This is a genomic window from Microbacterium sp. EF45047 (genome assembly GCF_028472845.1).
Classification (GTDB): Bacteria; Actinomycetota; Actinomycetes; order Actinomycetales; family Microbacteriaceae; genus Microbacterium; species Microbacterium neungamense.
Genome location: NZ_CP069429.1, coordinates 1,593,538 through 1,615,613 on the forward strand (window position 1 = coordinate 1,593,538; position 22,076 = coordinate 1,615,613).

23 protein-coding genes and 1 pseudogene are annotated in these 22,076 nt (G+C 68.2%); 11 read left to right on the top strand and 13 right to left on the bottom strand.

The window, feature by feature from the left end; translation table 11 throughout:
* Positions 1–5: 5 nt before the first annotated feature.
* Positions 6–2,084, bottom strand: a complete 2,079-nt coding sequence (uvrB, locus tag JRG78_RS07685; RefSeq protein WP_259606141.1) for an excinuclease ABC subunit UvrB — start codon at positions 2,082–2,084, stop codon at positions 6–8.
* Between the two features lie 127 nt (positions 2,085–2,211).
* Between uvrB and JRG78_RS07690 the strand changes: the two genes are divergently transcribed.
* On the top strand, positions 2,212–2,826 hold the full coding sequence (locus tag JRG78_RS07690) for a DUF4126 domain-containing protein (protein ID WP_259606142.1): 615 nt from the start codon (positions 2,212–2,214) through the stop codon (positions 2,824–2,826).
* Positions 2,827–2,857: 31 nt separating this feature from the next.
* Here JRG78_RS07690 and JRG78_RS07695 read toward each other — a convergent pair whose 3' ends face one another.
* The 3 genes from JRG78_RS07695 to rpsA form a co-directional block, all read right to left on the bottom strand.
* Positions 2,858–4,072: an MFS transporter gene (locus JRG78_RS07695; protein WP_259606143.1), complete on the bottom strand. Its 1,215-nt coding sequence runs from the start codon at positions 4,070–4,072 to the stop codon at positions 2,858–2,860.
* Positions 4,069–4,668: a dephospho-CoA kinase gene (gene coaE, locus JRG78_RS07700; RefSeq protein WP_259606144.1), complete on the bottom strand. Its 600-nt coding sequence runs from the start codon at positions 4,666–4,668 to the stop codon at positions 4,069–4,071. The genes JRG78_RS07695 and coaE overlap by 4 nt, the downstream gene beginning before the upstream one ends.
* 101 nt (positions 4,669–4,769) lie before the next feature.
* Positions 4,770–6,224 (bottom strand): 30S ribosomal protein S1, encoded by a 1,455-nt coding sequence (rpsA, locus tag JRG78_RS07705; protein WP_259606145.1) that lies wholly within the window; start codon positions 6,222–6,224, stop codon positions 4,770–4,772.
* A gap of 226 nt (positions 6,225–6,450) precedes the next feature.
* Here rpsA and JRG78_RS07710 point away from each other — a divergent pair, with 226 nt between their 5' ends.
* The 3 genes from JRG78_RS07710 to JRG78_RS07720 all read left to right on the top strand — a co-directional run bounded on the left by JRG78_RS07710 (position 6,451) and on the right by JRG78_RS07720 (position 8,802).
* Positions 6,451–6,987, top strand: coding sequence for a hypothetical protein (locus tag JRG78_RS07710; protein ID WP_259606146.1), 537 nt, complete (start codon positions 6,451–6,453; stop codon positions 6,985–6,987).
* A gap of 224 nt (positions 6,988–7,211) precedes the next feature.
* Positions 7,212–7,826, top strand: coding sequence for a hypothetical protein (locus tag JRG78_RS07715; protein ID WP_259606147.1), 615 nt, complete (start codon positions 7,212–7,214; stop codon positions 7,824–7,826).
* 49 nt (positions 7,827–7,875) lie between these two features.
* A complete protein-coding gene (locus JRG78_RS07720) occupies positions 7,876–8,802 on the top strand; it encodes a 5'-3' exonuclease (RefSeq protein ID WP_259606148.1) in 927 nt (308 codons plus the stop codon).
* Between the two features lie 16 nt (positions 8,803–8,818).
* Here JRG78_RS07720 and JRG78_RS07725 read toward each other — a convergent pair whose 3' ends face one another.
* From JRG78_RS07725 to JRG78_RS07735, 3 genes are all read right to left on the bottom strand, one after another.
* Entirely contained in the window at positions 8,819–9,805 is a 987-nt protein-coding gene (locus tag JRG78_RS07725) for a PHP domain-containing protein (RefSeq protein ID WP_259606149.1), read from the bottom strand.
* 7 nt (positions 9,806–9,812) lie between these two features.
* Positions 9,813–10,877, bottom strand: coding sequence for an anthranilate phosphoribosyltransferase (gene trpD / locus JRG78_RS07730; protein ID WP_259606150.1), 1,065 nt, complete (start codon positions 10,875–10,877; stop codon positions 9,813–9,815).
* A 198-nt stretch (positions 10,878–11,075) separates the two neighbouring features.
* Positions 11,076–11,462 (bottom strand): winged helix-turn-helix transcriptional regulator, encoded by a 387-nt coding sequence (locus JRG78_RS07735; RefSeq protein WP_221845053.1) that lies wholly within the window; start codon positions 11,460–11,462, stop codon positions 11,076–11,078.
* Between the two features lie 102 nt (positions 11,463–11,564).
* Between JRG78_RS07735 and JRG78_RS07740 the strand changes: the two genes are divergently transcribed.
* Positions 11,565–11,966 carry a nuclear transport factor 2 family protein gene (locus JRG78_RS07740; RefSeq protein ID WP_221845054.1) on the top strand — a complete coding sequence of 134 codons (402 nt, stop codon included), beginning with the start codon at positions 11,565–11,567 and terminating at the stop codon, positions 11,964–11,966.
* Between the two features lie 63 nt (positions 11,967–12,029).
* Here the strand turns inward: JRG78_RS07740 and JRG78_RS07745 are convergent, their stop codons facing one another.
* The gene (locus JRG78_RS07745) at positions 12,030–12,203 is read right to left on the bottom strand and encodes a hypothetical protein (protein ID WP_259606151.1); all 174 of its coding nucleotides are present in this window, start codon (positions 12,201–12,203) and stop codon (positions 12,030–12,032) included.
* Between JRG78_RS07745 and JRG78_RS12725 the strand changes: the two genes are divergently transcribed.
* A complete protein-coding gene (locus JRG78_RS12725; protein ID WP_432806452.1) occupies positions 12,120–12,470 on the top strand; it encodes an NAD(P)-binding protein in 351 nt (116 codons plus the stop codon). The genes JRG78_RS07745 and JRG78_RS12725 overlap by 84 nt on opposite strands.
* Here JRG78_RS12725 and JRG78_RS07750 read toward each other — a convergent pair.
* Positions 12,367–13,231, bottom strand: a pseudogene (locus JRG78_RS07750) (IS5 family transposase). The gene JRG78_RS12725 and the pseudogene JRG78_RS07750 overlap by 104 nt on opposite strands.
* Positions 13,232–13,351: 120 nt before the next feature.
* Here JRG78_RS07750 and ctaE point away from each other — a divergent pair.
* The 5 genes from ctaE (at position 13,352) to JRG78_RS07775 (ending at position 18,413) form a co-directional block, all read left to right on the top strand.
* Complete coding sequence (gene ctaE, locus JRG78_RS07755; protein WP_432806394.1) at positions 13,352–14,005, top strand: aa3-type cytochrome oxidase subunit III; 654 nt, start codon at positions 13,352–13,354, stop codon at positions 14,003–14,005.
* 20 nt (positions 14,006–14,025) lie between these two features.
* Complete coding sequence (gene qcrC, locus JRG78_RS07760) at positions 14,026–14,829, top strand: cytochrome bc1 complex diheme cytochrome c subunit (RefSeq protein ID WP_259606152.1); 804 nt, start codon at positions 14,026–14,028, stop codon at positions 14,827–14,829.
* 36 nt (positions 14,830–14,865) lie between these two features.
* Positions 14,866–15,942, top strand: coding sequence for a cytochrome bc1 complex Rieske iron-sulfur subunit (gene qcrA, locus JRG78_RS07765; protein ID WP_259606153.1), 1,077 nt, complete (start codon positions 14,866–14,868; stop codon positions 15,940–15,942).
* Complete coding sequence (gene qcrB, locus JRG78_RS07770) at positions 15,939–17,762, top strand: cytochrome bc1 complex cytochrome b subunit (protein ID WP_259606154.1); 1,824 nt, start codon at positions 15,939–15,941, stop codon at positions 17,760–17,762. The genes qcrA and qcrB overlap by 4 nt, the downstream gene beginning before the upstream one ends.
* Before the next feature lie 231 nt (positions 17,763–17,993).
* Complete coding sequence (locus JRG78_RS07775; RefSeq protein WP_259606155.1) at positions 17,994–18,413, top strand: rhodanese-like domain-containing protein; 420 nt, start codon at positions 17,994–17,996, stop codon at positions 18,411–18,413.
* A 52-nt stretch (positions 18,414–18,465) separates the two neighbouring features.
* Here the strand turns inward: JRG78_RS07775 and JRG78_RS07780 are convergent, their stop codons facing one another.
* The 4 genes from JRG78_RS07780 to erpA all read right to left on the bottom strand — a co-directional run bounded on the left by JRG78_RS07780 (position 18,466) and on the right by erpA (position 22,002).
* A complete protein-coding gene (locus JRG78_RS07780; protein ID WP_259606156.1) occupies positions 18,466–18,900 on the bottom strand; it encodes a cytochrome c oxidase subunit 4 in 435 nt (144 codons plus the stop codon).
* Positions 18,901–18,903: 3 nt separating this feature from the next.
* Positions 18,904–20,637, bottom strand: a complete 1,734-nt coding sequence (gene ctaD / locus JRG78_RS07785; RefSeq protein WP_259606157.1) for an aa3-type cytochrome oxidase subunit I — start codon at positions 20,635–20,637, stop codon at positions 18,904–18,906.
* Between the two features lie 3 nt (positions 20,638–20,640).
* Positions 20,641–21,540, bottom strand: coding sequence for an aa3-type cytochrome oxidase subunit II (gene ctaC / locus JRG78_RS07790; protein ID WP_259606158.1), 900 nt, complete (start codon positions 21,538–21,540; stop codon positions 20,641–20,643).
* Positions 21,541–21,630: 90 nt separating this feature from the next.
* Positions 21,631–22,002, bottom strand: coding sequence for an iron-sulfur cluster insertion protein ErpA (gene erpA / locus JRG78_RS07795; protein WP_259606159.1), 372 nt, complete (start codon positions 22,000–22,002; stop codon positions 21,631–21,633).
* Positions 22,003–22,076: the final 74 nt, after the last annotated feature.

A 22,076-nucleotide genomic window follows, 5' to 3' on the forward strand; every position in this document is an offset into this window, starting at 1 on the left:
GATCGTCAGGCGTGGCCGGCCCGCTCCATCGCCCGCAGCTCCTTCTTCAGGTCCTGCACCTCGTCGCGCAGACGGGCGGCGAGTTCGAACTTGAGCTCCGCAGCGGCCGCGAGCATCTGCTCGGACAGATCGGCGATCGTCTCCTCCAGCTGCGTGGCGCCCTCCGCGGCGATGCCCTCGCGGCGCAGATTCGGCGTCGGCGACTTGCCCTTGCCGCTCTTGCCCGCCTTGCCGCGGCCGGCCCTCATATCGGCGGTGTCCGCGGCTTCGCGGGCGAGCACCTCGGTGATGTCGGCGATCCGCTTGCGCAGCGGCTGCGGATCGATGCCGTGCGCGGTGTTGTAGGCGATCTGCTTCTCGCGACGACGCTCGGTCTCCTCGATGGCGCTGCGCATCGACTCCGTGATGTTGTCGGCGTACATGTGCACCTGACCGGACACGTTGCGGGCCGCGCGTCCGATGGTCTGGATGAGCGAGGTGCCCGAGCGGAGGAAGCCCTCCTTGTCCGCGTCCAGGATCGCGACGAGCGACACCTCGGGCAGGTCGAGGCCCTCCCGCAGCAGGTTGATGCCGACGAGCACGTCGTACACCCCCGCCCGTAGCTCGGTGAGCAGTTCCACGCGCCGGAGGGTGTCGACGTCGGAGTGCAGGTAGCGCACCCGCACGCCGTGCTCGCCGAGGAAGTCCGTGAGCTCCTCGGCCATCTTCTTGGTGAGGGTGGTGACCAGCACCCGCTCGTCGCGCTCGACGCGCAGCCGGATCTCCTCGAGCAGGTCGTCGATCTGCCCCTTCGACGGCTTCACCACGATCTCCGGGTCGACCAGACCGGTCGGGCGGATGATCTGCTCGACGACCCCGTCGGCGATGCCCATCTCGTACTTGCCCGGGGTGGCCGAGAGGTACACGGTCTGCCCGATCCGGTTCTTGAACTCGTCCCAACGCAGCGGCCGGTTGTCCATGGCGCTGGGCAGTCGGAACCCGTGCTCGACCAGCGTGCGCTTGCGCGACGCATCCCCTTCGTACATGGCGCCGATCTGCGGGACCGTGACGTGCGACTCGTCGATGACGAGCAGGAAGTCGTCGGGGAAGAAGTCGAGCAGGGTGTGCGGCGGCTCGCCGGGCTGCCGGCCGTCCAGGTGGCGGGAGTAGTTCTCGATGCCGGAGCAGAAGCCGAGCTGCTGCAGCATCTCGAGATCGAAGGTGGTGCGCATGCGCAGGCGCTGCGCCTCGAGCAGCTTGCCCTGGCGCTCCAGCTCGGCGAGCCGCTCCGCCAGCTCCGCCTCGATCGTTCCGATCGCGCGCTGGATGACGTCGGTTCCTGCCACGTAGTGGGATGCCGGGAAGATCGGGACCGAGTCGAGCTTGGCGAGCACCTCGCCGGTGAGCGGATGCAGGGAGTAGAGCGCCTCGATCTCGTCGCCGAACAACTCGATCCGGATCGCGTGCTCCTCGTACACCGGGATGATCTCGATCGTGTCGCCGCGGACGCGGAAGTTGCCGCGCGAGAAGTCGACGTCGTTGCGGTTGTACTGCATCGAGATGAACTGGCGGATGAGGGCGTCCCGGTCGTACCGCTCCCCCACCTGCAGCGCGACCATGGCGCGGAGGTACTCCTCGGGCGCACCGAGGCCGTAGATGCAGGACACCGTGGAGACCACGACGACGTCCCGGCGGGACAGCAGCGAGTTGGTCGTCGAGTGCCGGAGCCGCTCGACCTCGGCGTTGATCGAGGAGTCCTTCTCGATGAAGGTGTCCGTCTGCGGCACGTACGCCTCGGGCTGGTAGTAGTCGTAATAGGAGACGAAGTACTCGACGGCGTTGTGGGGCATCAGCTCGCGGAACTCGTTCGCCAGCTGCGCGGCGAGGGTCTTGTTGTGCGCGAGCACGAGTGTGGGCCGCTGCACCTGCTCGATGAGCCAGGCGGTGGTCGCCGACTTGCCGGTTCCGGTCGCGCCCAGCAGCACGACGTCCGTCTCGCCGGCGTTGATGCGCGCCGCGAGCTCGGCGATCGCCTGGGGCTGGTCGCCGGCGGGCGCGTACTCGCTGACGACCTCGAAGGGGCGGACGCTGCGCGTGGGTTGCATACCTCCAGCGTAGGCCGGGCCCCGGACATCGGGTCCGCCGGCGCCGACGTCCCCCCTCGGGTCCTGTCCGCAGGTTCGCGCACGGTGCGCGGGAGCGGATGTCGACGGCGCCGCCTATCGTGGAGCCGTGATCGAGTTCCTGATCGGCACCAGCCTCGCGGCGTCCGCGGGGCTGAATGCGTGGATGCCGCTGTTCCTGCTCGGGCTCGCCGATCGCCTGCTTCCACCGGTGCAGCTGCCGAGCGCGTGGGCGTGGCTGTCGAGCGATCCGGCGCTGTGGATCATCGGGGCGCTGCTCGTGCTGGAGATCGTGGCCGACAAGATCCCGGCGCTGGACTCCGTCAACGACATCGTGCAGAGCGTGATCCGCCCCGCCGCCGGCGGCATCGCGTTCGGGGCGGGCGCCGGAGCGGAGACGCTGGCCGTCGGCGACCCCGCGGCGTTCTTCGCGGACAACGCCTGGGTGCCGGTCGCGCTCGGCATCGCGGTCGCGCTGGTCGTGCACGTGGTCAAGGCGAGCACGCGCGTGGCGGCGAACACGACGACCGCCGGGATGGCGGGCCCGGTGCTCAGCACGGCCGAGGACGGCACGTCCTTCCTGCTCGCGGCGCTGGCCCTGACGATCCCCGTCCTCGCCGGCGTCGTGCTCATCGCCCTCGTCATGGGTGTCGTGGCGATCACCCGTCGCCTGCGGCGCCGGCGAGAGCGCACCCGGAGCGCGGCGGGCGGCATACCGACGTGACCCCGGCCCTCGGCCCCGAGGTTCGAGGGCCTCAGACCCGACCCGAGGGTTCCGACCGCAGTGCGGCGACGGCGAGGGCTGCGGCGGCCGCGCACATCCCGACGATGAGCAGCACGAACCAGGCCCAGTCAGCCCGGCCGAAGACCAGCCCGAGCGCCCAGCCGAAAAGGCTCGATCCGGAGTAGTAGCCGAAGTAGTACAGGGAGGATGCCTGGGCGCGGTGCCGGGCATCCGACGCGACCGGCGCCCACCCGGACGCGATCGCGTGCGCGGCGAAGAAGCCCGCCGTGAAGAGCACCAGGCCGATCAGCACGGCCGCCGTGAGCGGGACGAGCATGAGCAGGACGCCCAGCGCCGTCACGGCGAGCGATCCGAGCAGCACCCGGTAGCGTCCGTATCGGGTGGCCGCCGACCCCGCCCAGGGTGAGGAGATCGTGCCGGCGAGGTAGGCGAGGAAGAGCAGCGTCACCAGCCATGCGGGCAGCAGGAACGGCGCCGCGGCGAGGTGGAAGCCGAGGTAGTTGTACACCGCGACGAAGGCGCCCATCAGCAGGAAGCCCTGCGCGTAGAGCGCGATCTGCGGGAAGGACCGCAGCGGCACCAGCAGCCGTGCCAGCAGGCCCGGGCCTTCCGCCCGGAGCGGACGGGGCGTGAAGCGGCGGGAGCGCGGGGTGAGCCAGAGGAACAGCGCCGCCGCGATGGCGCAGAGCAGTGCGACCGCCCAGACGCCGGCCCGCCAGCCGGCGAGCTCGCCGACGGCGCCCGACACGATGCGGCCACTGAGGCCGCCGACCGTAGTCCCGGCGATGTAGCTTCCCGCCGCCGCGGCCGCATGGCGTGCGCCCACCTCCTCGCTCAGGTAGGCGAGGGCGACCGCAGGCACGGCGCCCAGCGCGATGCCCTCCGCAAAGCGGACCAGGAGCAGCTGGGTCACCTCTCCGGTCAACGGCGCGGCGAGGCCGAGCAGGGTCGCGGCGATCACGCCGCCGCCCATGGCACGGATGCGGCCGAAGCGGTCGGCGACGAGGGACCACGGGATCACCGCCGCGGCGAGTCCGGGGGTCGCGGCCGAGACGCTCAGCGCGGCGGTCGCCGGGGAGACGGACAGGTCGTCGGCCATCCGCGGCAGCACCGCCTGCGTCGAGTACAACTGGGCGAAGGTGGCGATCCCGGCGAAGAAGAGGCCGGCGAGAAGCCGGCGGTACGATCGGGAGCCCGGGGCGTGCCCAGAACCTGCTGTGCTCACCGGGAGCGGATCCGGCGCCAGAGCGCGTCGACCTGTGCGAAGGTCTCCTCCAGCGTCCCCGAGGTGTCGATCACCACGTCCGCGATCGCGCGGCGTTCGGCATCCGTCACCTGTGCGGCGATCCTCGCCTCCGCGGCCTCGGACGTCATGCCGCGCTGCTCGACGAGCCGGCGCCGCCGCACCTCGGCGGGCGCGTCGGCGACGACGATGAGCTCCCACGGGTCGTCCACGCGCGCCTCCACCAGCAGCGGCACGTCGTACACCACGACGGCCTCCGGGTCCGCGGCCAAGGCGTCGGCGAAGCGACGTGCGGACTCGGCGCGGACGGCGGGATGCACGATCGCGTTCAGACGCGCGAGCGCCTCCGGGTCCCCGAAGACGCGGGCGCCCAGGGCGGCGCGGTCGAGGGAGCCGTCCGGCAGCAGGACGTCGTCGCCGAACGCGGCCGCGATCTCGCCCAGCACAGGCGAGCCGGGGGCCTGCACCTCGCGCACGAGCTGGTCGGCGTCCACGATCACGGCGCCGAGTGCGGCCAGGCGCCGGGCGATCGTCGACTTGCCGGATGCGATGCCGCCGGTGAGCGCGATGAGGGGCATGGTGTCCATCCTGGCACGCCGCCCTCCGGCATCCGGCGCGCGGGGAGACGCGAAAGCGGGCCGCCACCCGGAGGTGACGGCCCGCTTTCGAAGGGGCGTGCTTACGCGTTGCCGCCCGACAGCTTCTCGCGGAGAGCCGCGAGAGCCTCGTCGTCAGCGAGGGTGCCGGCGCCGGCCGACTCGCTCGAGAACGACTGGGCGCCGAAGTCGTCGCCCGCGGCGGCCTCGGCCTCGGCGGCCTTGAGGACCTGAGCCTTGTGCGCCTCCCAGCGGGCCTGAGCAGCGGCGTACTCCTGCTCCCACTTGTCGCGGGCCTCCTCGAAGCCTTCCTTCCACTGGTTGGTCTCCGGGTCGAAGCCCTCGGGGTACTTGTACTCGCCGTTCTCGTCGTACTCGGCGAGCATGCCGTACAGGGCCGGGTCGAACTCGGTGCCGTACGGGTCGACCGACTCGTTCGCCTGCTTCAGCGAGAGCGAGATGCGGCGACGCTCGAGGTCGATGTCGATGACCTTGACGAAGACCTCCTCGCCCACCGACACGACCTGCTCGGCCAGCTCGACGTGCTTGCTGGAGAGCTCGGAGATGTGCACGAGGCCCTCGATGCCGTCGGCGACGCGGACGAACGCACCGAACGGAACGAGCTTGGTGACCTTGCCCGGAGCGATCTGGCCGATCGCGTGGGTGCGGGCGAAGACCTGCCACGGGTCCTCCTGCGTCGCCTTGAGCGACAGCGAGACGCGCTCGCGGTCGAGGTCGACCTCGAGGATCTCGACGGTGACCTCCTGGCCGACCTCGACGACCTCGGAGGCGTGCTCGATGTGCTTCCAGGACAGCTCGGAGACGTGCACGAGGCCGTCCACGCCGCCCAGGTCGACGAACGCACCGAAGTTGACGATCGAGGAGACGACACCCTTGCGGACCTGACCCTTGTGCAGGTTGTTCAGGAAGGTGGTGCGCGACTCGGACTGGGTCTGCTCGAGCAGCGCGCGGCGGCTGAGCACAACGTTGTTGCGGTTCTTGTCCAGCTCGAGGATCTTCGCCTCGAGCTCCTGGCCCAGGTACGGGGTCAGGTCGCGGACGCGGCGCAGCTCGATGAGCGAGGCCGGGAGGAAGCCGCGGAGGCCGATGTCGACGATCAGGCCGCCCTTGACGACCTCGATGACGGTGCCGGTGACGACGCCGTCGTTCTCCTTGATCTTCTCGACGTCGCCCCAGGCGCGCTCGTACTGGGCGCGCTTCTTGGAGAGGATCAGGCGGCCTTCCTTGTCCTCCTTCTGGAGAACGAGGGCCTCGACCTGGTCGCCGACGGCGACGACCTCGTTGGGGTCGACGTCGTGCTTGATGGAAAGCTCGCGGGAGGGGATCACACCCTCGGTCTTGTAGCCGACGTCGAGCAGAACCTCATCGCGGTCGATCTTGACGATCGTGCCCTCGATGATGTCGCCGTCGTTGAAGAACTTCAGGGTCTTCTCGACCGCGGCCAGGAAGTCCTCAGCAGAGCCGATGTCGTTGATCGCGACCTGCTTGGTGGCCGGGGCGGTCGTTGCGCTAGTCATGTAGTGGGTTGTCCTTGTTGAATGGATGATCGGGCCCCGAGCCCGAGCCGGCATCGGCCCAGGTGTGAACCTCGAGGCGGGTGGATGGGATTGCAGTGTCACGAAGGCATGCCTAGGCGCGCCACGAGTGACACTTCAGATTATCAGATGCAACGGATGCCGCGAAGCGCGTATTCCTGTGGATAACTCCTGCGGCGTGTCGGCGCGTTCGGTTAGCGTGTCGGGCGTGAGGAAGACCCGCGCCACCGTCCTGTGCGCGTCGGCGATCGTGCTCGGGATGCTGACCGCATGCACTCCTGCTCCGGAGCCGACGCCGACCGAGACCGCGCTGTTCGCATCCGAGGAGGAGGCCTTCGCGGCCGCCGAGGAGACGTATCGCGAGTACACCGATGCCCTGAACGCCGTCGACCTCAGCGATCCGGAAACGTTCGAGCCGCTCTATCGGTGGATGTCGGGAGACGCCGAAGCGTCCGCCAAAGAGATGCTGACTAGTTTTCATGCCGATGGCTACACAACTTCGGGCGAGACGCTGGTTGTGTCGTTCGAGCCAACCGGCGCCGACCTCAAACGCGATCGTGTCAGCGCAAATGTTTGCGTTGACGTCAGCAACGTTGACGTTGTCGACAGTCATGGCGCCTCTGTCGTTCCTCCGGATCGGAAGGATATCCAGGCGCTGGTCGTCGAATTCGTAGTAGCAGAGACACCAACCGGCCTCTCGATCGATTCGAGCAAAGGTGATGGGAGCGTCGTATGCCAACAATGACCGGCATCGGTGTCGCTCTCATTGTTGCCAACAGCCTGGTATCACCAGCGGCGGCGGGTTCGAGTGCTCCGAACTGCGGAGTGATGTGGGTTGGGTGCCCGATCTCGGACAACGACGGTAGTTCTCTCATCATCTCCGGTTCCGACACCCGACCGGGCTCGGGAGGCTCCGATGGCGATGGCCCCGGGTATCACGGGGTCGGGAATGACACCAGTGATCCGGTCATGGACTTCAGTCCGGCGGACCCGCCGAGCTTCGGCGAGTGCATGGTCAATTGGAACGACTACATCGGCTGCTTCCGCGCCCGGCACGAAGACGAGGCCGCCCCCGCACCCGAGGACGACGCGCCCGCCATCCCCGCCGTCACCATCACCGACCTCGCGCGCTTCTCCCCCACCCCGAGCACCGTCGCCGGCGAGCCGGACAACCTCGGTGTAGCCGGGCTCCCCTCGAACTTCGTCGCGACGGCATCCGAGCACACCGCGAACGGCACGCTGTTCGGCTTCCCCATCAGCGTGCGCTTCACCCCCGAGACCTTCACCTTCCACTACGGCGACGGCGCCACCAGGACCACCTCCACCGGCGGCGCGAGCTGGGACGCCCTCGGCCAGGCCCAGTTCACTCCGACCGACACCAGCCACACCTACGCCGCACGCGGTACCTACGACGCCCGCGTCGACGTCTCCTACTCCGCCGAGATCGACCTCGGCATCGGCTGGTTCCCGGTCGACGGCCTGCTCACCACGACCGGGCCGGCGCAGAGCATCCGCGTCTTCGAAGCCCACACCGCGCTCGTCGCGCACACCTGCACCGAGACCCCAGGCGCCGCCGGCTGCTGACCGCCCGCTGCGGCCCGGCCCTGTCGGCGCCCGCCCGTATGCTGAACGCGTGACCGACCGACTGATGCTGCTCGACACCGCGTCCCTCTACTTCCGCGCGTTCTACGGCGTCCCCGACAAGGTGAAGGCGCCGAACGGCATGTCGGTCAACGCCGTCCGCGGGCTGCTCGACATCGTCGCGAAGCTCGTGTCCACGTACCGGCCGACTCATCTCGTCGCCTGCTGGGACGACGACTGGCGCCCGCAGTGGCGGGTCGACCTCATCCCGAGCTACAAGGCCCACCGAGTCGTCGAGGTCGTTCCCGGCGGACCGGACGTCGAAGAGGTGCCCGACCCGCTGGAGCAGCAGGTGCCGCTCATCCGTGAAGCGCTCGCCGCTCTCGACATCCCGATCATCGGCGTCGCCGAGCACGAGGCGGACGATGTGATCGGCACTCTCGCGACCCGTTCGACCATGCCCGTCGACATCGTCACCGGCGACCGCGACCTGTTCCAGCTCATCGACGACGCCCGCGACGTGCGGGTCATCTACACCGCCCGCGGCATGAGCAACCTGGAGATCGTGACGGACGCCGTCGTGGTCGCCAAGTACGGCGTGCTCCCGTCGCAGTACGCCGACTTCGCCACCCTCCGCGGCGACGCATCCGACGGACTGCCCGGCGTCAAGGGCATCGGCGAGAAGACCGCGGCGACGCTGCTGCAGACGCACGGCGACCTCGACGCGATCCGCACGGCCGCGGCGAACGGCTCCGGTCTGAGCGCCACGGTGTCGGCGCGGTTCCTGGCCGCAGCGGACTACCTCGACGTCGCGCCCACCGTCGTGCGGGTGGCCACCGATCTCGACATCGCGGTGCCGGCCGCGCCCCTGCATCCGCTCGACGAACCGGCCGCCAAGGCCGCGACGGCTTTCGCCGAGCAGTGGAACCTGGGCGGTTCGATGACCCGCGCCGTCGACGCGCTCGCCGCCACCGCCTGATCCGGGTCGGCCCGCCTCAGCTCGCCCACGCGCGGAGACGATCCAGACCCCACGTGGTGACGATGCGCTCGGGCGGCACGCCGGCCTGCTCGGCGCGCTCCGCGCCGTAGTCCAGCAGCGACAGCTGCCCGGGCGCGTGCGCGTCGGAGTCGATCGAGAACAGGCACCCCTCCTCCAGCGCGATCGCGATGAGGTCGTCCGGCGGGTCCTGGCGCTCCGGGCGCGAATTGATCTCGACCGCAACCCCGTTCTCGGCGCACGCCGCGAACACGGCTCGCGCGTCGAACTGCGACTGCGGCCGGGTCCCGCGCGATCCCTGCACCAGCCGTCCGGTGCAGTGGCCGAGCACGTTCACGTGCGGGTTCGACACGGCGGCGATCATGCGCGCGGTCATCGGCCCGGCGTCCATGCGCAGCAGGGAGTGGACGGATGCCACGACGATGTCGAGCTCCTCGAGCAGTTCGGGCTCCTGGTCGAGCGCGCCGTCCTCGAGGATGTCCACCTCGATGCCGGCGAGCACGGTGAGCCCGTCGCCGGACTGCCCGCGCACCAGCGGGATCTGCTCGCGGAGCCGCTCGGGTGACAGTCCGCGGGCGACCCGCAGCCGCGGCGAGTGATCGGTGATCGCGAGGTACTCGTGCTTCAGCGCCCGCGCCGCCGCCACCATCGTCTCGATCGGCGTGGTGCCGTCCGACCAGTCGGTGTGCGCGTGCAGGTCGCCGCGCAGCTTCGCCCGCAGCTGGGACGTGCGCTCCGGCTCTGCCACCCCGCGCAGCTCGACCAGGTAGTCCGGCACCCGCCCCTCCTGCGCCTGCCGGATCACCTCGAACGTCGACGACCCTATGCCCTTCACCGCGCGCAGCCGGGTCGGGTCGTGCAGGACCTCCTCAGGCAGCCCTTCGAGCGCCGCGCCCGCCTGGCGGAACGCCCGCGCCCGGTACCGCGACGCCCGCTCCCGCTCCAGCAGGGTGGCGATCTCGAGAAGGGCTTCGACGGCGTCCATGGCGTCCTCAGGAGGCGAGAGGCTCCCGGGTGGCCTGCACCCATTCGTCGAGCTTGGCGCTGGCGCGGCCGTCATCGACCGCCGCCGCCGCGCGCTCCATCGCGTCCCGGAGGCGGTCGAGGATCGGCACCTGCGTGAGGGTGGCGTCCCGCGACAGCTCGAACGCGACCACGCCGGCCGCGGCGTTCAGCAGCACGATGTCCCGCACCGGGCCCTTCTCGCCGGCGAGCGTGCGACGCAGGAGCTCCGCGTTGTGCTCCGGCGAGCCGCCGATCAGATCGGACAGATCCGCGAGCGGGATGCCGAGGTCGCGAGGGTCGAGGTCGTGCTCGTGCGTGTCGCCGACCGCCACCTCCCAGATCCGGCTGTGTCCGGTGGTGGTCAGCTCGTCCAGCCCATCGTCGCCGCGGAAGACCAACGCGGTGGCGCCGCGGGTACGGAACACGCCGGTGATCAGCGGCACCCGGTCGAGCTGGGCGACGCCGACGGCGTTGGCCTCCGCCCGGGCCGGGTTGCACAGCGGGCCGAGCATGTTGAAGACCGTCGGCACGCCGAGCTCCTTGCGCACCGCGCCAGCATGCTTGAAGCCGGGGTGGAACGCCGCCGCCCACGCGAAGGTGATCCCGGTGCGGTCGAGCACGGAGGCGACACGCGCGGGGTCGAGGGAGATGTCCAGTCCGAGCGCGGCGAGCACGTCCGAAGAGCCCGAGGAGGAGCTGGCGGCCCGGTTTCCATGCTTGACGACCGGGATGCCCATCGAGCCGATGATGATGGCGGCCGTGGTGGAGACGTTCACCGTGCCCACACGATCGCCGCCGGTGCCGACGATGTCGAGCACGTCCGGCGAGACGGGAAGCGGCACCGCCGCCTCGAGGATGGCATCGCGGAAGCCGACGATCTCGTCGACCGTCTCGCCCTTCGCGCGGAGCGCGACCAGGAAGGCGGCCAGCTGGGCATCCGTCACCTTCCCCTGCATCACCTGACGCATCGCCCAGGTGGACTCCCAGACGCTCAGGTCCCGGCGCTCCAGGAGGTTCGTCAGGACATCGGGCCAGGTGAGGTAGTCCGCCATAGCTGCGATCCTATCCGCGCGCCCATCGATGCCGATTCGAGATGACGCACGCGGGACGCGGTCCGGCCCCGCGCGGGATCCGGTTCTCCCCGCGAAGCACCGAGGATTCGCAGATGGTTCTTAGGTTCCCCTAAGCCGCGTCGGACGTGGTGAGGGGGCCGCCGGCGGCCGTGTGGGATGGTGGCCCGGGCCCGGGGCTCAGCCGTGCGGGGTGCCCAGTGCTTTCTCGTCATAGGCCTGACGAGCTTCAAGGACGTCATCGAAGTGCTCGGCCGCCCAATCGACCAGCGCCCCAAGTGGATGCTCCAAGGTCGAGCCGAGTGGCGTGAGGCCGTAGTCGACGTGGCGGGGCACTGTGCCGTGATCGATCCGCTCGACGATCCCGTCGCGCTCCAGGTCGCGGAGAGTGTCCACCAGAACCTTCTTGCTGATGCCGTCGACGGCCGCCTGGAGCTCGCCGAAGCGCAGACGCCGATGCTGGAGCGCGATGACGATCAATGCGGTCCACTTGTTGGCGATCCGCGCGAGAGAGGTGCGCGACGGGCAGGTCGCGAGCAGGGGATTCCATGAACGTTCGGTGACCATCAGGTGAACTCCTTCCGTGGTTACGTTGAAGTGACCACAACAGCATCGGCCACCCTCAGAGGGCGGCGATCCTGCTGCGGATCGAACGAAGGAGAACTGACCATGACTGCCACACCCCCCGTTGAGACCGTCGAAACCTACTTCACCCATCTGGCCCAGGGCAACGTCGAGCAGGCCATGGCCGTGCTCGACCCGGACGTCGCGTGGCACCAGCCTGGCGACAACCGCTTCTCGGGCGTGCACCGCGGCCCGGATGCCATCCGTGCCCTGATCGGCGGCATGATGGAAGCCACCGGCGGGACATTCGCGGTGGCCCCGACCGGCCCCCTCATGGCGAACGAGGACGTGGTGGCCGCCCCGGTGCGCTTCACGGGTCACCGAGATGGGCGAGAGCTGGACCAGCCCGGGGTAGATCTTCTCACTGTCCGGGACGGCCGGATCGTCGAGGTCCGGCTCTTCTCCTCAGACGGCCCCGCCGAGGACCAGTTCTGGGGGAAGGCGTAAGACGACGGCCAGGTTGCTCAGCAACCTGGCCGTCGTCGTTGCGGCATGTGCGCGACATACCGATCAGCGACCATCAGGAAGGTTGACATGAACTCCAAGCAGTACGCCCCAGAGCATCGTGAAGTCCTCATCGTAGGCGCCGGCTTCAGCGGCCTGGCCAATCTCCACCTGCTGCGCCGTGCAGGGATCGACGCCGTGATTGTCGAAGCAAGTGACGACGTCGGTGGCACTTGGCATGCGAACCGGTACCCGGGGGTCCGAACAGACAGCGAATCGCACTATTACTGCTTGTCCTTTGCCCAGGAAGTCACCGACTCCTGGTCTTGGACGGAACGCTATCCGAAAGGGGCAGAGGTCCACGCCTATCTTCGCCACGTGGCGGACAAGCTAGGACGTGTTGCTAAATCCATTGCAAGGCGGCGGAGAGGCAGAGCCCTGCCGCGTATGACCGGGCGGTCTTGTCGTAGCGGGAAGCGAGTCCGCGCCACTGCTTCACGAAGTTGAAGCACCGCTCGACGACGTTGCGGCCCTTGTAGCGCTCCCGTTGCTCATCGCCGAAGTCGATCGGACGGCCCGGCCGCTTGCGACGGTGCGCGATCTGGTCGTCGCGTTCGGGGATCGTGGCCTTGACGCCGCGCTCGCGCAGCCAGGCCCGGTTCTTCTTCGACGGGTAGCCCTTGTCCGCGAGCACCCGGTCCGGTCTCGTGCGCGCGGGCCCTCGGCCGGGGATGTGGATCTCGTCGAGTACGCAGGTGAACATGCTCGTGTCTGCGACCTGCCCGCCGGTGAGGACGAACGCCAGCGCCCGGGCCTTCCCGTCGCAGACGAGATGGATCTTCGTCGTCAAACCACCCCGTGACCGGCCGATCGCGTGGTCAGGAGGCTCTGGCCCGGACTTCTTGTAGTTCGACGGATCCCCCTGTGACCCGGGGCAAGGTCGCGCCATGCTGATGGACACGCGCGATCGAGGAATCCACCGACACGACCCAGTCGATCTCACCCTGAAGCGACGCCCGCTTCTGCACGTGGGTGAGCAGGTCCTCCCAGACGCCGTCGCTCGCCCACCGGCGGAAGTTCTTGTAGATCGTGTTCCAGCTCCCGAACCGGTCGGGCAGGTCTCGCCACGCCGATCCCGTGCGGAACCGCCACGCGGTCGCCTCGACCACCGTGCGCCGATCCACCGGAGGACGGCCCCGTGTCCTCACCGGCGGGAACACGTCCCGGATCAGCTCCCAGACCTCGTCCGTGATGACATCTCGCGACACGACTCAAGAATCACCCGAAGGCCCCGAACCAGCATTTAGCAACACGGCCTACGTGCGACGACAGCGAAACGGGGTCCCCGGGTGCAAGAATTCGCGCGACGGATCGGCCATAATGGACGGGTGACCACCTCAGCGACGTATGCCCCGGCTGCCCGAACGATCAAGCGGCCCAATCCGGTAGCTGTCGGCACCATCGTGTGGCTCGGCAGCGAGGTGATGTTCTTCGCGGGTCTCTTCGCGATCTACTTCACTCTCCGCAGCACCTCCCCCGAACTGTGGGCCGACCGCACCGGTCTGCTGAACGTGACGTTCGCAGCGGTCAACACGGCCATCCTCGTGGCGTCCTCGTTCACCTGTCAGATGGGTGTGTTCGCCGCCGAGGACATGCAGGCCTACCGCCTGCCGCGCGGTCAGGTGAACGCCGCGGGCCGTCGCCGCATCTTCGGCTGGGGCATGGTCGAGTGGTTCTGGGTCACCTTCGCGCTCGGCGCGATCTTCGTGTGCGGCCAGGTCTGGGAGTACGCGCAGCTCGTCGTCGAGGGGATGCCGATCCAGGCGGACTCGTACGCCTCCGCGTTCTACCTCACGACGGGCTTCCACGCCCTGCACGTGACCGGCGGCCTCATCGCGTTCCTGCTCGTCATCGGGCGCGCCTACGCGGTCAAGAACTTCACGCACAAAGAGGCGACCTCGTCGATCGTCGTGTCCTACTACTGGCACTTCGTCGACGTCGTCTGGCTGGTCCTCTTCGGCGTCATCTACTTCCTTAAGTGAGAGCGGAGCGATTCCCCGAAATGGCACGAGAGAAGAAGCGCCGCTCGCGCGGCCGTCGCAGTCCCCTCGCCGCTGCCGCGCTGATCGGTGCAGGCCTCCTGCTCACCGGCGGCGCCTACGCCGGCGCATCCGCGGCCATGGCCTCCACCGACGCGCAGACCGCGGTCTCCACGGAGCTCACCGTGGAGGACGGCGAGAAGCTGTTCACCGCGAACTGCGCCACCTGCCACGGTCTCGACCTGCAGGGCACCGACAACGGCCCCAGCCTGATCGGCGTGGGTGAGCTCGCCACCGAGTTCCAGCTCGCCACCGGACGGATGCCGCTGCAGATGCAGGCACCGCAGGCTCCGCAGAAGCCGCCGCAGTTCACCGACGAGCAGATCAAGGCGATGGCCGCGTACGTGCAGTCCGTCGCCCCGGGCCCGACCTTCCCCGACGAGGAGATCCTCGACGGCGAAGGCGACGTCTCGCACGGCGCCGAGCTGTTCCGGATCAACTGCGCGATGTGCCACAACGTCGCCGCCGCAGGCGGTGCGCTCACCGAGGGCAAGTACGCCCCCGCGCTGACCTCGACGAGCGCCCTGCACATCTACGCGGCCATGGTCACCGGCCCGCAGAACATGCCCGTGTTCGGCGACATGAACCTCAGCCCCGAGGACAAGCGCGACATCATCTCGGCTCTGCTCTATCAGCAGGAGGCCGTGCAGGTCGGCGGACTCTCCCTCGGCTCGCTGGGCCCCGTCTCCGAGGGTCTGTTCATCTGGATCTTCGGTATCGGCGCTCTCGTCGCCCTCACCGTGTGGATCACGGCGAAGTCCAACTGACGAATTTTCATCGAAGAGGAACGTACGAGGAGCACCATGGCACACGACGAGGACACGCTGGCTCTTGACAGGGCCTACCAGCCCTCGCCAGGGCTGGGGGTCGCGGTCAGCGATCCCGTGCAGAACCCGGGGCTGCCCCCGCATCGTGAGCGGATGACCGACAAGGACCCGCGCGCCGAGAAGGCCGCCGTCCGCACGGTCTACACCCTCTTCTACCTCTCGCTCGCCGCGAGCATCTGGGCCGTCGCTGCCTACATGCTGTTCCCGATCGAGAGCGGCGCACTCATCGACGTGCGCAACAACAACCTGTTCATCGGTCTCGGCATCGGCTTCGCCCTGCTCGCGCTGGGTCTCGGCGCGATCCACTGGTCGAAGGCCGTGATGAGCGACAAGGAGTTCATCGAGCACCGGCACCCGACGCGCGGTCGCGACTCCGTCCGTGCCGCCGCGGTCAAGGCCTTCGCGGACGCGAACGAGGAGTCCGGCTTCGGGCGCCGCACGATGATCCGCAACTCGCTGATCGCCGCGCTCGTGGCATCCGTCGTCCCCGGTGTGACGCTGTTCCGCGGCCTCGCCCCGCACGCCTCCGAGGCTCACCCCAACGCGGGCGACCCGGTGGCGCTGTTGAAGCAAACCATGTGGGACAAGGGCACCCGCCTCGTGCGCGACCCCGACGGCACCCCGATCCGCGCCGCGGACGTCACGCTCGGCTCGGCCGTGCACGTGATCCCCGAGGGCCTGAACGAGCTCGGCCACGACGGCGGCCTCCTCGAGGAGAAGGCGAAGGCCATCGTGCTCCTCATGCGCCTGCGCCCCGAGCAGCTCATCGAGACCGAGGAGCGCAAGTCCTGGTCGTACGACGGGATCGTCGCCTACTCGAAGGTCTGCACCCACGTCGGATGCCCGGTGGCGCTGTACGAGCAGCAGACCCACCACCTGCTCTGCCCCTGCCACCAGTCGCAGTTCGACGTGACCGAGCACGCCAAGGTCATCTTCGGCCCGGCGGCCCGTCCGCTGCCGCAGCTGCCCATCACCGTCGACGACGAGGGCTACCTGATCGCGCAGAGCGACTTCCACGAACCCGTCGGCCCGAGCTTCTGGGAGCGTCATTGAGCACCGCAACAACTCCTCGCGAGACCCAGCCCACCGAGGCGCGTGAGGCGCCGCTCGGCGGCAGATTCATCGGCGCGACGGCCAACTACATCGACGAACGGACGAGCCTGTCCGGCTTCGTCAAAGAGCTCGGCCGGAAGATCTTCCCCGACCACTGGTCGTTCATGCTGGGTGAGATCGCGCTGTGGAGCTTCGTCGTCGTGTTCCTCTCGGGCACGTTCCTGACGTTCTTCTTCCAGGCGTCGATGGTCCCCACGCACTACACCGGCGCGTACGAGCCGATGCGCGGCATCGAGATGTCCGCGGCGCTGGAGTCCACGCTGCACATCTCCTTCGATCTGCGCGGCGGCCTGCTGGTGCGTCAGATCCACCACTGGGCGGCACTGGTCTTCGTGGCCGGCATCGGCGTCCACATGCTGCGCATCTTCTTCACGGGTGCATTCCGCAAGCCGCGTGAGCTGAACTGGGTGATCGGCTTCGTGCTCTTCATCCTGGCGATGGCCGAGGGCTTCACGGGCTACTCGCTCCCCGACGACCTGCTCTCCGGCAACGGTCTGCGCATCATCGACGGGATGATCAAGGGCCTCCCGCTCATCGGGACTTGGACCTCGTACCTGCTCTTCGGCGGGGAGTTCCCCGGCACCGACATCGTCGGTCGCCTCTACACGCTCCACATCCTGCTGCTGCCCCTCCTGGTGATCGGCCTGATCGTCGTGCACCTGATGCTCATGGTCATCAACAAGCACACGCAGTTCGCCGGCCCGGGCCGCACCAATGAGAACGTGGTCGGCTACCCCATGATGCCGGTCTACATGTCGAAGATGGGCGGCTTCCTGTTCATCACCTTCGGCACGATCGTCCTCATCGCGTCGATGTTCCAGATCAACCCGATCTGGAACTACGGACCGTACGACCCGTCCCCCGTGTCGGCCGGAACCCAGCCCGACTGGTACATCGGCTTCGCGGACGGCGCGCTGCGTCTGGCGCCGTCGAATCTGGACATCGTGTTCCTGGACCGCACCTGGTCCTTCGGCATCCTGATCCCGGTCGCGGTGCTGGGTCTGTTCCTCGTCACGGTGATGTTCTACCCGTTCATCGAGGCGTGGATCACCGGCGACAAGCGCGAACACCACATCGCAGACCGCCCGCGCAACGCCCCGACCCGTACCGGGATCGGTGTCGCCGGTGTGATCTTCTACGCCGTGATGTGGGCCGCCGCGTCGTCCGACCTCATCGCCACGCACTTCATGCTGACGATGGAGGGCGTCATCCGGGCGCTGCAGATCCTGCTCATCGTGGGCCCGATCATCGGCTACTTCGTCGCGAAGCGCATCGCCATCGCGCTGCAGAAGAAGGACCGCGAGATCGTCCTGCACGGCTACGAATCCGGCCGCATCGTCCGTCTTCCCGGCGGCGAGTTCATCGAGGTCCACCAGCCGGTCGACGTCTACGACCGCTGGAAGCTCATCGATTACGCGACCTACGAGCCGCTGGTCGTGCGCCCGAACGCCAAGGGCCGTATCCCGTGGCACGAGAACCTGCGCTCGGCGCTGTCCCGGTGGTTCTTCGAGGACCGCCTCCAGCCGCTCACCCAGGCGGAGCTGGACGCGGCGGATGCCCACCAGCACCACGCTCTGGCCACCATGGCGGAGATCGAAGCCGAGGAGATCGCCGGTGCCCACGAGCGCGCCGGTGTCACCGACGACCAGATCATCGCCAGTGACCCGCACGTCACCGAGACCGGCAACGTGCCGAGCTCCGTGATCGCAACAGAGCCGGTGCGGAAGCCGCGGCGCCGGAAATCGGAGGACGGCGAGTAATCGCTCGTCCTCAGAAGAGGGCCCCGTCCGAATGGACGGGGCCCTCTTCGTCGTCCCCTCCCCGACCGTGAAAGGATCGATGCGTGTCCTCCGTCGTGCAGCTGCTCCGCTCCCCCGACCTCGCGGTCGCCCCGTACGCGCATGAGTGAACAGTCGACCATGGCAGGGAATCGACGACATCGCGCAGTCATCGACGACGCGGTCACGCACGACGCTCAGTAGGCTGAAGCCATGAACGAGCGCGCCGCATTCTTCGCCGCCAAACTCGCCGCCGAGACCGACCCCAGCGACGTCCATGCCGCCCGCAAGGCCGGAGAGACCCTCTACGTGGTGGACGTGCGTTCCGATGAGGCGTGGGCTCAAGGACGCGTCCCCGACGCGATCCACATGCACTACAGCGAGATCGCAAGGCGGGCCCCCCAGGAGATCCCCGCGGATGCCGCCGTGGTGGTGTACTGCTGGAGCCCAGGATGCAACGCCGGTGCGAAGGGCGCCCTCGAGTTCGCGAATCTGGGCTACGCGGTGCGTGAGATGATCGGCGGCTTCGAGTACTGGGTGCGGGAGGGCTACCCGGTCGAGGACGCGGACGGCGTGCACCGTCGGCCGATCGACCCGCTCACCGGCGTCCCCCGCATCCGCAGCCGCGCCTGAAAACGAGAGAGGCCCTCCGGACGGATCCGGAGGGCCTCTCTGGTAGGAGATGTCAGCGGGCGAAGTGTCCGCGGTAGTACTCGTACACCCAGCCCACGATCGCGACAGCGAAGATCGCCAGACCGATCGGGAGCAGGAAATGCCCGACGGCGAGCCCGATCAGGAAGACCGCGGCGGAGGCCGCGAGCACGATCGGCCACCACGACCACGGGCTGAACTCACCGAGCTCAGGGTCTCCGTCGTCGATGTCCGCCGTGAGGATGTCCTCCGGCAGCTCACCGCCCTGCGCACGGTGCGTGCGGTGCAGGTACCAGGCGATCATCGCGCTCATGAAGGCGACGAACAGCAGGGCGACGGTACCGACCCACTCGATCGCGGTCACGACCGGACGGTCGGGGTGGGCGATGATGTTCCAGGTCGTGTAGATCGCGGCGACGATCAGGAAGAAGACCGTCAGCACCCACCAGAGGATGACGTTGTCGCGCATGGATTACTTGACCTCTCCGTGAGCGGCGCCGGCGGATGCGGACACCGGGTGCTCGGCAGCCTCGGGGTGGTTCAGGTCGAACGCCGGACGCTCGCTGCGGATGCGCGGGATCGACGTGAAGTTGTGCCGCGGCGGCGGGCACGAGGTGGCCCACTCCAGCGAGGCCCCGTAGCCCCACGGGTCGTTCACGGTGACCTTCGGCGCCTTGCGCGCCGTGATCCACACGTTCAGGAAGAACGGCAGCATCGAGGCGCCCAGGATCACGGCGCCGATCGTGGAGACCTGGTTGCCCCAGGTCCAGCCGTCGGCGGCCGAGTAGTCCGCGTAGCGACGCACCATGCCGTCCACGCCGAGCCAGTGCTGCACGAGGAAGGTCATGTGGAAGCCGATGAACAGCATCCAGAAGTGCACGTAGCCGAGGCGCTCGTTCAGCATCCGCCCCGTCCACTTCGGCCACCAGAAGTAGAAGCCGGCGAACATGGCGAACACGACCGTGCCGAACACCACATAGTGGAAGTGGGCGACGACGAAGTACGAGTCGCTGAGGTGGAAGTCCAGCGGCGGCGACGCGAGGATCACGCCGGTGAGACCGCCGAACACGAACGACACCAGGAAGCCGAGCGCGAACACGATCGGCGTCTCGAACGTGACCGAGCCGCGCCACATCGTGCCGATCCAGTTGAAGATCTTCACACCGGTCGGCACCGCGATGAGCATCGTCATCAGGGCGAAGAACGGCAGCAGGACCGAGCCGGTGACGTACATGTGGTGCGCCCACACGGCCACCGACAGTGCGGCGATCGCGATCGTCGCGTACACCAGCGTCTTGTACCCGAAGATCGGCTTGCGGCTGAACACCGGGAAGATCTCGGACACGATGCCGAAGAACGGCAGCGCGATGATGTACACCTCGGGGTGGCCGAAGAACCAGAACAGGTGCTGCCAGAGGAGCACACCGCCATTGGCCACGTCGTAGATGTGAGCGCCGAGCACGCGGTCCGCACCGGCGGCGAAGATCGCCGCCGCCAGCACCGGGAAGGCCATCAGGATCAGCAGGCTGGTGATCAGGGTGTTCCAGGAGAAGATCGGCATCCGCCACATCGTCATGCCCGGAGCGCGCATGGTGATGATCGTGGTGACGAAGTTCACCGCACCGAGGATGGTGCCGAAACCGGAGAGGCCGAGGCCCAGCATCCACAGGTTCCCACCGGCGCCCGGCGAGAACGTGGCGTTCGCGAGGGGCTGGTACGCGAACCAGCCGAACGAGGCGGCGCCCTGCGGGGTGAGGAAGCCGGCCACCGCGATGGTCGAGCCGAACAGGAACAGCCAGAACGCGAAGGCGTTCAGACGCGGGAAGGCGACGTCAGGGGCGCCGATCTGGAGCGGCAGGACCGCGTTGGCGAATCCGGCGAACAGCGGCGTCGCGAACATCAGCAGCATGATCGTGCCGTGCATCGTGAACAGCTGGTTGTACTGCTCCTTGGTCGGCACGATCTGCATGCCCGGCGCGAACAGCTCGGCGCGGATGACCAGCGCCATCACGCCGCCGAGGAGGAAGAAGATCACCGAGGCGATCAGGTACATGTAGCCGATCGTCTTGTGGTCGGTGGAGGTGATCCACTTGACGACGATGTTGCCCTTCTGCTCCACCCGCGAGGAGGTGAGCAGTGCGGCCTGACGCGGCGGGATCGTGGTGGGACGGACGCCGTTCGTCTGAGGTTCGGCTGTGGTCGTCATGTCTTACTCCTCTTCCTCGGAGCTCGAGCTCGGTCCGGTGCCCGGGAAGTTGCCGAGGCGGTCGTAGGCGTCGTTGATGTCGCCCGTGTTGCCCTCCTCGCGCAGCGAGTCGAGGTAGTCCTCGTACTCGTCCTGCTCGACGACCTTCACGTTGAAGAGCATCATCGAGTGGTATTCGCCGCAGAGCTCGGCGCACTTGCCGTCATACTCGCCGACGCGGGTCGGGGTGAAGGACCAGGTGTTGTCCTTCCCGATGTACATGTCCTTCTTGTAGAGGAAGTCGATGATCCAGAAGGAGTGGACGACGTCGCGGGACTGCAGGTGGATGGTGACCTTCTGGTCGACCGGAAGCACCAGCGTCGGCAGCTGCGACTTGTCGATGTTGCCCTCGGCGTCGGGCTGGGCCTGGATGCCCATCGTCCAGACGGCGTCGGAGTTGTCCTCCTCCTCGCCGTTGTACTGGAAGTCCCACGCCCACTGCTTGGCGATCGCGGTGATCTCGACGTCGGGGTCCTCCCACTGCGTCTCGATCTCCGCCTGGTCGCGGGCGGTGAAGAAGAAGAAACCCAGCACGAGGATCAGCGGGATCACCGTGTACAGGATCTCCAGCGGCATGTTGTACCGCAGCTGCACCGGGAGGCCGGTCTGGCCCTTGCGACGGCGGTACGCGACCGCGGCCCAGCCCATCAGGGCCCAGGTGATCAGGCCGACGGCCAGCAGCACGATCCACGAGTTCACCCAGAGGGCGGCGACGCGGTCGGTCTGGTTCGTGGCGGCGGTGCCGTCCTCGACGAAGCCCGGGAGGAAGCCGTGGAGTTCGGTGGGAGTACATCCCGCCAGGGCCACGGCCGCCGAAACTCCCAGCGGGAGGGCGGCCCAACGAAGGCGGCGTTTCGAGGGCACGATGCACCTTTCAGATCGCGGACAGGGACAGCCTCAAGTCTAGGGCAACCTCACACCCGATTCATGCCAACCACGCAGGTTCGGCGGGTCTCAGTGGAAGCTGTCGCCGCACGCGCAGCTGCCTGCCGCGTTGGGGTTGTCGATGGTGAAACCCTGCTCCGAGATGGTGTCCTTGAAGTCGATCGACGCGCCATCCAGATACGGGATGCTCATGTTGTCGACGATCACCTCGACCCCGTCGAAGTCGACCGTCTGGTCGCCCTCGAGGAAGCGCTCGTCGAAGTAGAGCTGGTAGATCAGGCCCGAGCATCCTCCGGGCTGGACGGCGACGCGCAGACGCAGGTCGTCGCGGCCCTCCTGCTCGAGAAGGCTCTTCACCTTCTGCGCCGCGGCAGCCGTCAGCGAGACACCGTGGGCGGGAGCCTCGGTCGAGTTCTGGGCGGTCAGTGTGGTGTCGCTCATGTCACTCCTTGGGACGCGCAGCACGAACTGCTGCTGCGCTCGATTCTACCGCCGGGGTGCGGGGAGGGCTCGGC

Bases quoted from the DNA above. Each gene is read 5' to 3' on its own strand.
- JRG78_RS07745 (WP_259606151.1), bottom strand. From the start codon at position 12,203: ATGCCAAGTGCCACCGACGTCGTCACTTGCTTCGACAATCACGGCGTC.
- qcrA (WP_259606153.1), top strand. From the start codon at position 14,866: ATGGCACACGACGAGGACACGCTGGCTCTTGACAGGGCCTACCAGCCC.
- JRG78_RS07740 (WP_221845054.1), top strand. From the start codon at position 11,565: ATGACTGCCACACCCCCCGTTGAGACCGTCGAAACCTACTTCACCCAT.
- trpD (WP_259606150.1), bottom strand. From the start codon at position 10,877: ATGGCGGACTACCTCACCTGGCCCGATGTCCTGACGAACCTCCTGGAG.
- uvrB (WP_259606141.1), bottom strand. From the start codon at position 2,084: ATGCAACCCACGCGCAGCGTCCGCCCCTTCGAGGTCGTCAGCGAGTAC.
- coaE (WP_259606144.1), bottom strand. From the start codon at position 4,668: ATGCCCCTCATCGCGCTCACCGGCGGCATCGCATCCGGCAAGTCGACG.
- erpA (WP_259606159.1), bottom strand. From the start codon at position 22,002: ATGAGCGACACCACACTGACCGCCCAGAACTCGACCGAGGCTCCCGCC.
- qcrC (WP_259606152.1), top strand. From the start codon at position 14,026: ATGGCACGAGAGAAGAAGCGCCGCTCGCGCGGCCGTCGCAGTCCCCTC.
- JRG78_RS07735 (WP_221845053.1), bottom strand. From the start codon at position 11,462: ATGGTCACCGAACGTTCATGGAATCCCCTGCTCGCGACCTGCCCGTCG.
- JRG78_RS07775 (WP_259606155.1), top strand. From the start codon at position 17,994: ATGAACGAGCGCGCCGCATTCTTCGCCGCCAAACTCGCCGCCGAGACC.
- rpsA (WP_259606145.1), bottom strand. From the start codon at position 6,224: ATGACTAGCGCAACGACCGCCCCGGCCACCAAGCAGGTCGCGATCAAC.
- ctaD (WP_259606157.1), bottom strand. From the start codon at position 20,637: ATGACGACCACAGCCGAACCTCAGACGAACGGCGTCCGTCCCACCACG.
- JRG78_RS07715 (WP_259606147.1), top strand. From the start codon at position 7,212: ATGGACTTCAGTCCGGCGGACCCGCCGAGCTTCGGCGAGTGCATGGTC.
- JRG78_RS07725 (WP_259606149.1), bottom strand. From the start codon at position 9,805: ATGGACGCCGTCGAAGCCCTTCTCGAGATCGCCACCCTGCTGGAGCGG.
- JRG78_RS07780 (WP_259606156.1), bottom strand. From the start codon at position 18,900: ATGCGCGACAACGTCATCCTCTGGTGGGTGCTGACGGTCTTCTTCCTG.